Below are 7,064 nucleotides of genomic sequence, written 5' to 3'. Positions count from 1 at the left end.
CAGCCCCAGCAGCCGCATCACGGCGCACATGGTAGGCTGGAGCGGAGGCGTCACCCCGCAAGCGGCGCAATCTCCCGCCAGCACAATCAGGTGCAGCATTTTCCTGTCGTTCAAGGGCATCATCTGCTCAAACCTCCCTGTAAGTCGTGGCGGCAGCGTCCCATTTCAGGTCAATGTAACCAATCTCCCCGAAGCGGTTCTTGCCGACGATGATTTTCGCCTCTGCCGGATCTGCGTTTTTGTCCATGACGTAAGGCCTGTAGAGCAACAATATCTGATCTGCGTCCTGTTCGATAGACCCTGAATCCCTCAAATCGGATACACGGGGAACCCCGGCTTCCTTCCCGGCGCGTTTCTCCGCTTCCCGGTTCAACTGGGCCAGCACGATCACCGGAATATTCAGTTCCTTGGCCAGAGCCTTGAGGCCGGCGGAAATCTCCGACACCTCCCGTTCCCGGGAAGACTGGCGTCCGGTGGGATTGGCAAGCTGCAGGTAATCCACGCCGATGCACCTCACGCCGTGGTCCGCAACCATGCGCCGGGCGGTCGCCTGGATCTGGTCAATCCTCAAGGCGCCCCGGTCGTCCACGAAGAAAGGCAGGCTCCTTACCTTGCGAACCGCGTTGGTGAAAGCATCCTGCTGCCACTTGGTCAGCTTGATGCCTCGGCGCAGATTGGCCGCATTGATTTTGGACATGCCAAAAAGCGTGCGTTCAAGCAACTGCTCCTTGGACATTTCCAGAGAGAACATGCCTACTGGCACCCCTTCGGAGGCCAGATTGTACAGAATGTTGGTCATGAAGGAAGTCTTCCCCACGGCCGGCCGGGCTCCGATGACCACCATAGCCGTGTTCTGTAAGCCGTCCAGCATCCTGTCCAGGGAGGGGTAGCCGGTAGGAAGCCCCTTGGTCTGTCCTGGATTCTTGATGCGAAACTCCAACCCTTCCACCACCTTCTGTGTGCCATCAGCCATGCGCGCCACTTGGGCCACTCCGTAACTTTCCCGCAAGGAGGACATCACCTTTTCGGCTTCCGCCAGCACTTCGTCTTTGCTCAGGGTTGGGTTTTGAAGATTTTCCAGCCCGGAAATGAACAGGGATTCCACATCCCGCTTCTTCTTGGCTTCCACCAGAATCTTCACGGAGGGCTCGAACTGGAAATGGTAGGCAAAGCTGGTTGAAAGCTCGACAAGCCCGGCGTGACCTCCTACGGATTCAAGCTCGCCGGCGGCTTCCAGGTGCTGGATCAGGTCGGTGATATTGACCTTTTCCGGAGTCTTGGCCAGAGTCTCAAAGGCGCTCCAGACCTTCTGATGGGCCAGAAGGACAAAATAAGCCTTCGTGAAGCCCTGTTCGATCAGGGCGGCCACCTTGTCGGCGCCGTCAATGCAGTTGCCAAGAACGGTCTTTTCGGCGTTGAGTTGTGTTTCTGTAAGCTGCATAATGATTTCTCTTTTTGAAGGTTAAATGTTTTTTCTAAATCTTGGATCGAAGGGGTCGCTTTCTCCTCCAGGTGGTTGGTTGGCAAGCTTCTGCCTTTGCTCCCTCAAAGCATCGTCCTTCGTCCAAATTGTGGCTTTGGACTTCCAGTTTCGGATGAAGTTGCCTTGTTCCACGTAGTGATCGTAAAACCTCTCCGCGGAACTTCGCAACGCATCCGGGTCCAGGGGATGGACAAGGCATTGACGCATGTGTGCCTCCACTTCCTCGACAGATCCCGGCAAGGGAACTATGGAAGAAGGTCGAGAGGGTGGGGGGAAGTCAAGCAAGCCGTCAGGCGCAGCTTCTTTCGTCTCCGTCTCCGATTTCGTATACGTCTTCGTATTCGACTCCGTCTCCGTATAGGCGAGCGGATGACGGTCACGTGACTGACATGTGTCTGACACATGGCCGTCATCTGACTGACAAACGTCAGTTTTTTCTTCATCAGGAGCAGGAAACTTACTCTTCTTCGCCCTGGTCCTTTGGTCGAACTGCAAGACCTCCAGATAACGCTTCCCTTCGACACCGTACACCCTTACAAGACCCGCGGTCACACAAGCGGTGAGCCACTTTTCTATGTCCTGGTTACTGACATTGCCTATTTTGCGAGGCATTATCTTTCCGATCAGTAGAGGAGGGTCGGCGTGATACCGTCCATAGTCATCTACAGCAAGTAAAAGACGATGATAGAAGCACTCTTCCACCCAACTCAGCTTATCGACCTTGTCGGATGTCAGAAACCCTTCCCTGATGATTCTATTAGGCATGTTCTATGGTTCAATCAAACGTAGTTCATCACACCTCTTGCGGACGTAATCCAGCACCGTGCCGGCGTCCTGGTGTTTGATGCAGATCAGAAAGCCCGGCTTGCCGAACTTCTCTACCCAAAACTCTATTTCCGGACCTGTAAGGTCAAAATACACGCCGTAGCGGCCTGTACGCCCCAATTCCCCCTTAATGCGGCAAAGCTCCTGAATGCAACGGCGTTCTTCCTGTTCTGGTGTTTCCATAGGAAAGCAAACTGCCTCATTTTCAACTCCAGCACGGACGCCGCGGCCTGATTGGTCAATATAAAGGTGCTTCATCGCCCCCCTCCTTTCCATGAAGTTTTGCATTAAGCCACCTTTGCGTAACCAAACCGTAAGTATCAGCACGTAAACGTTTCAGTCTCCGCATGATGGACATTATCCGGTCTCGTTCAATAAGGCCTCCCGAATGATTTTCCAGAAGCTTAACCAGATTGCTTTCTTGTAAGAAAAGACTTTCGTAAACCTTCAGAAGAACGTCTGTTCCCTCTTCAGAAGTCATACAGTCCTCCTTTCTTCCCCGGCAAGTTCCTCGGGATAGACGTTGTTAACCATCTCGTCCAAATAGTCGTCCAGGTGCGGTTGCACGTCTTCAAAAAGATCAGAGAAAATTCCTTTGAGCGCAATGCGGGCCAGGAACTCTTCTTCGCTTCTCGCCACCCCTTCTTCCACCGCAAATTTGGCGGTATCATAAATAGATTGTGAGATGGGAATCTTCAGGGTAACAACCTTCATCACCTGTGCCCTCCTTTCATGGAAGCAAGCGTTGCGGCAAGGGCGGGGTTTGATGTTGAGTCTTCGGCAAGGTAGAAGGACTTCTTGGCGCTTTCCAATGCGCGGTTAAGCAGAAGAGTTGCCATTTCGCAACGTGTCGCCTTCACGCAAACACTTCCTTCATCCCACTGGATAAAATCGGAATTGATAGCAGTAATCGCGGCAAGAACATCGCTGTCTTTTTCATCTATTTCCGTCAGGGCAAAAAAAGTCTTCCGCCTCTTGTCCAAAACCTTGAAAGGAATCTTCTCTTCAAACGCATTCGCCGCATTTTGCAGAAGAATGGCGGCCTCATCGAAGGCTCCCTTCACGCCATTGACAACCTCTTCCTGGTCGTCATCAAAAAAGACCAACCGGTGAAACATATCCAGAATGGCTTCGGCCGCGCCCCGGAGCATGATGGCATTCTCTCCGAAGGCTATCAAATCCTCTTCATCGTACCGCTTCTTCCTGGGAGCGGCGGGCTTCTTGGCCGTCCTGGCAGCCTTTGCCGGTTGACAGGGCTTCCCGTCTGTCGTACTTACTGGCTTGTGAGCAATGATAGGATTAGCCGTCTTGCCATTATTCACAACATCCGCCCCTTTCCCGTTGCCGCGGGAGAGGGGTTCTGCGTTTACCAGTAGTGCTGTAGTCGTATTCATAGCGATCATAATCTTATTCTTTCTGTATTGTTATTTAACTATTATTGTCTTGTATCGTATTCGGTGCAATCAGTGTGCAGCATTAACGCTGCACAAAGGAACATTCGCTCATTTCAAACACACCCAGGAGAGGGTGAGAGAGAGAAACGGCGTAAAACAGGTCTTTGACAAGGGGGCAGATGACGACAAACTCTTCTCCGGGTTGGAAATGGTAAGTCTTGCGGCTTCCCCCTCTCCGAATGGAAAGGAAGGAACGCAGTTTCACTCTGTCGCCAGTGTCAAAGCCTTTGGTTTGTGTGGTATTCATCATATTGTGATAAATATGGAGGGTTAGTTATCAGATTTTGATTTCTCGCTCTCACGGACTTCCCGCAAATCGACAACTTCATGCCCGTGATACAAGAACCTCTTCGGGTGTTTCTCCTTGAGAAGCTGTGTAACTATTTCAAGCTGCCCATCACCCGTTATAAATACTTCTGAAAGAAGCTGCATGCTCCCATTGGGTAGAATCTTCCAGTCATTGACTACATGAATCAGATCCCACCCATAGTCAGTAACATAGGGAACCTTGTTATGCTTCGAGCGCTTGATCCATTTCTTCTTGAAAAACCATCCAAGAAGCCCCTCCGGCGTAATATCCAAATTCATGCAATCCAGATAATTAGCGAAACGCTCAAGAGTAATGCAACTCCCGCCCTCAAAGCAAAGCGCATTCACAAAATTGATTTTGTCCATGGCTTCTTGAAGACTATGCCCCAGAGCCGCCTTTTCGACTTTATCCATAAATTCCTCTTTAGTACCGAGGTCTTTCATTACTGTCTTTTCCATTATGTATTGTTTATCTATTGGTTATTGCTTTCCCTAGTCCGTGGGGTACGGGACGGTTTTTCCAAACCGTCAAAAGCTTTCATGGGAGTAGGAGACTCCGGGCAAAACCCGGAATGCGGAGACTTGTCTGTCTGGAGCTCGGCGTTATCCAGCTCCATGGCCAGCCAAAGCGATAACGCCATGAACAAGCCACTTGCAGCCGCCGCCGCCCGGCGGAACTGCTTGCCGTGCACCTTCATCTTCCCCTGCTTGCCCCAGTACAGGATCTCGATCACATGCCCCTTGTCCTTCAACTCATGGACGGTCTTCTTGATCACATCCCGGTCGGAATCGTACATCAGGGCCAGGGTCTTGCAGTCGTAAAACTCTGATTCAGGGTAGGTCATAATATTTTCATTGTTAAAGCTCGTGCCAGCCGAGCAGCTTCAATTCTTCGATCAGATCTTCTTCCATAATTCAGTCGTCGTAGTGTCCGTCAGGGTTGGGTCCGCAGCTCTTTGCATGCGGGGAACGGCCCATTTCAAACATGGCATCTTTCAAATCAGTGAGTTGTTCCCGCAACGTGGCGGCATACTCACCCGCCTGGTCCAAAGTCATCCAGCGGTCGTCTGCCCAGATAAGGCCCATTTCTTCGTCGTATTCGATAACCATTCTGCGGGTTCCTTTCTTGGATATTCAGGCTAGAGGAAGTTCCTCTCCAAATTCTTGACGCTTCATTTTTTCAAAAACGGATAAGAAGAAATCCTTCCCCTTCTGCGTCACCTTGGGAGTGCTATACACCCTCTCTTCTCCATTCTGGTACTTAGGCGTGGAGTTGATTTCAAACAACTTGCTTTCCACAGACTTCTGGGTAGGCAAATTATGAGTGCTCCCGGAACGCTTGATCAGCCATCCATTCTCACGGAACCACTCAAACAGGCGTTTTTCTCCCATGGGGTAGCCCATCTTGTTAATATCTTTGGCAAGCTGGTTCACGGAAATGCAATCTTTGGAAGCCTGGCTCACCTTGGAGAAAAGAACATGGTGGCTGTCTTCCTCGATTTTGGCTTCAAGCGCCTTGGTTTTATCTCGTTCGTCCGCCAGGGCTCCAACAATCTTCAAAACGGCGTGCGGATCGGAAAGGACTTTCATGAGGCTTTCACCCCTATCTTGATTTTTCAATTCAGCTTCCATCCGGTTGAACTCGGCAATGTAGGCTTCCTTGAACTGGGCCGCCTTCGCGCCGGTAAATCCCATGGCAAGGAAGGTGAAGCCGTCTCGGGTCATCAGAACTTCGGGCTGTAACTTGTTCTGCTTGTTAATGTAGGAGGACTCCTCAAAATTGAGCCGTCCGAATTCGGGGCTGCATTCGAGGTTTTCAATGTCTCGCAGGACATTGTCGTGTCTCTTCCCGAACTTCTCGGCCACGTCCCGGCTAGAGACGACAACCTTTCCTTCACGGACGGAGAGTCCCAGTGAAGACGGGACGGTGATGTGATTTTGAGTGTTCATATATAAATGATGGAGCACTGCGTTTTCGTTCATGCCGTCGGCTTCTTGGGGTTCTTCGGGCGGGGAAGGTTCCGGACTGTGGCAGGGGGAACATGGAACCCCTTGCGACGTGCTTCTCTCTCAATTGCTTCAACAATAGCTTCGGAAGGCTTAACGCCTTTCTCCGCTTGAGAAAGAAGGAAACTCTTACTTCCATCAGTTAATTTTTCGAGTTCTATATCTGGGATCATACGTCGTCTTGTTGCTGATGGATGTCTTTTTACATCAAATTGCTAACACGTCAACAAGAAATGTTTACATTATGAGATAATTCGATATATCTCCTTGTTGACATGCTGACAAAACGATGTAATATCAACGCATGACGCCGACCAAGGAAGACATTAAAAAATGGCTCAAAGCTTCTGGAATGACTCGTGAGGAACTCGCAAAAAAATGTGGAGTCAATAAAAGGACGGTCGATCTTTGGCTGAGTTCTGCGAGAGATGTCCCCTCAAAATCTTTGTTGGTTATCCAAAGATTAATGCAAGGAGAAGATGATTCTCTAAAGAAAATACACTTACCCTTGAGTGAAGAACAATGGGCTGTTGTGTGCGAAGCTATGAAGGGGCAATCTTTTTTGGAATTTGTCAACACAGCACTCCAAAACGCCGCTAAAGAAAAAGAGGGCGCCCGTAAGAAGTTTACCCCGGTAGAACCATTACCTGCTACATCTTTCTTGGATCAGCCTGTCCCGGTCATCGGTAATATCGCTGCTGGCGCATTGACGCCGGGTGACAACATACCCTATCATATTAAAACAGAACGCCCTGTTGGCAAGTGGGAATACGTCTTACAAGTGGAGGGAAAATCTATGGAGCCTTTCATCCCTGATGGTTCGCTGGTGGTCATGCGCAAGCACACCATCCCCCCTATCCCTAAAGTGGGAACCATTGTAGAATACAATGACGAACGAGGGGTTACTCTGAAAAAGCTCGGCCGCAAAAAAAATCCGGAAACCGGAAAAATGGAATACGTATTACATCCACTTAATCCCGACTTCG

11 protein-coding genes are annotated in these 7,064 nt (G+C 50.3%); 1 reads left to right on the top strand and 10 read right to left on the bottom strand.

Annotated elements, in window-relative coordinates:
• Nucleotides 1-127 precede the first annotated feature (127 nt).
• The 10 genes from BHW66_RS02860 to BHW66_RS02815 all read right to left on the bottom strand — a co-directional run bounded on the left by BHW66_RS02860 (nucleotide 128) and on the right by BHW66_RS02815 (nucleotide 6,021).
• Nucleotides 128-1,441 carry a replicative DNA helicase gene (locus BHW66_RS02860; protein ID WP_286688892.1) on the bottom strand — a complete coding sequence of 438 codons (1,314 nt, stop codon included), beginning with the start codon at nucleotides 1,439-1,441 and terminating at the stop codon, nucleotides 128-130.
• 21 nt (nucleotides 1,442-1,462) lie between these two features.
• Nucleotides 1,463-2,248: a hypothetical protein gene (locus tag BHW66_RS02855; protein ID WP_286688891.1), complete on the bottom strand. Its 786-nt coding sequence runs from the start codon at nucleotides 2,246-2,248 to the stop codon at nucleotides 1,463-1,465.
• A gap of 3 nt (nucleotides 2,249-2,251) precedes the next feature.
• On the bottom strand, nucleotides 2,252-2,491 hold the full coding sequence (locus tag BHW66_RS02850; RefSeq protein WP_286688890.1) for a hypothetical protein: 240 nt from the start codon (nucleotides 2,489-2,491) through the stop codon (nucleotides 2,252-2,254).
• Nucleotides 2,492-2,785: 294 nt separating this feature from the next.
• On the bottom strand, nucleotides 2,786-3,022 hold the full coding sequence (locus BHW66_RS02845) for a hypothetical protein (RefSeq protein WP_012420412.1): 237 nt from the start codon (nucleotides 3,020-3,022) through the stop codon (nucleotides 2,786-2,788).
• On the bottom strand, nucleotides 3,022-3,702 hold the full coding sequence (locus BHW66_RS02840) for a hypothetical protein (protein ID WP_286688889.1): 681 nt from the start codon (nucleotides 3,700-3,702) through the stop codon (nucleotides 3,022-3,024). The genes BHW66_RS02845 and BHW66_RS02840 overlap by 1 nt, the downstream gene beginning before the upstream one ends.
• A gap of 82 nt (nucleotides 3,703-3,784) precedes the next feature.
• Nucleotides 3,785-4,012, bottom strand: coding sequence for a hypothetical protein (locus BHW66_RS02835; RefSeq protein ID WP_286688888.1), 228 nt, complete (start codon nucleotides 4,010-4,012; stop codon nucleotides 3,785-3,787).
• 20 nt (nucleotides 4,013-4,032) lie between these two features.
• The gene (locus BHW66_RS02830) at nucleotides 4,033-4,530 is read right to left on the bottom strand and encodes a hypothetical protein (protein ID WP_286688887.1); all 498 of its coding nucleotides are present in this window, start codon (nucleotides 4,528-4,530) and stop codon (nucleotides 4,033-4,035) included.
• Nucleotides 4,531-4,544: 14 nt separating this feature from the next.
• Nucleotides 4,545-4,916, bottom strand: coding sequence for a hypothetical protein (locus BHW66_RS02825; RefSeq protein ID WP_286688886.1), 372 nt, complete (start codon nucleotides 4,914-4,916; stop codon nucleotides 4,545-4,547).
• A 70-nt stretch (nucleotides 4,917-4,986) separates the two neighbouring features.
• The gene (locus BHW66_RS02820; protein ID WP_286688885.1) at nucleotides 4,987-5,181 is read right to left on the bottom strand and encodes a hypothetical protein; all 195 of its coding nucleotides are present in this window, start codon (nucleotides 5,179-5,181) and stop codon (nucleotides 4,987-4,989) included.
• A 24-nt stretch (nucleotides 5,182-5,205) separates the two neighbouring features.
• Entirely contained in the window at nucleotides 5,206-6,021 is an 816-nt protein-coding gene (locus tag BHW66_RS02815) for a phage regulatory protein/antirepressor Ant (RefSeq protein WP_286688884.1), read from the bottom strand.
• 361 nt (nucleotides 6,022-6,382) lie between these two features.
• Between BHW66_RS02815 and BHW66_RS02810 the strand changes: the two genes are divergently transcribed.
• A partial coding sequence (locus tag BHW66_RS02810; RefSeq protein WP_286688883.1) for a S24 family peptidase occupies nucleotides 6,383-7,064 on the top strand: 682 nt, incomplete at its 3' end.

The organism is Akkermansia sp. 54_46, assembly GCF_001917295.1.
Lineage (GTDB): Bacteria > Verrucomicrobiota > Verrucomicrobiia > Verrucomicrobiales > Akkermansiaceae > Akkermansia > Akkermansia muciniphila.
Note: the sequence above shows the minus strand (reverse complement) of the source record. Positions and strands in the feature narration are given on the sequence as shown.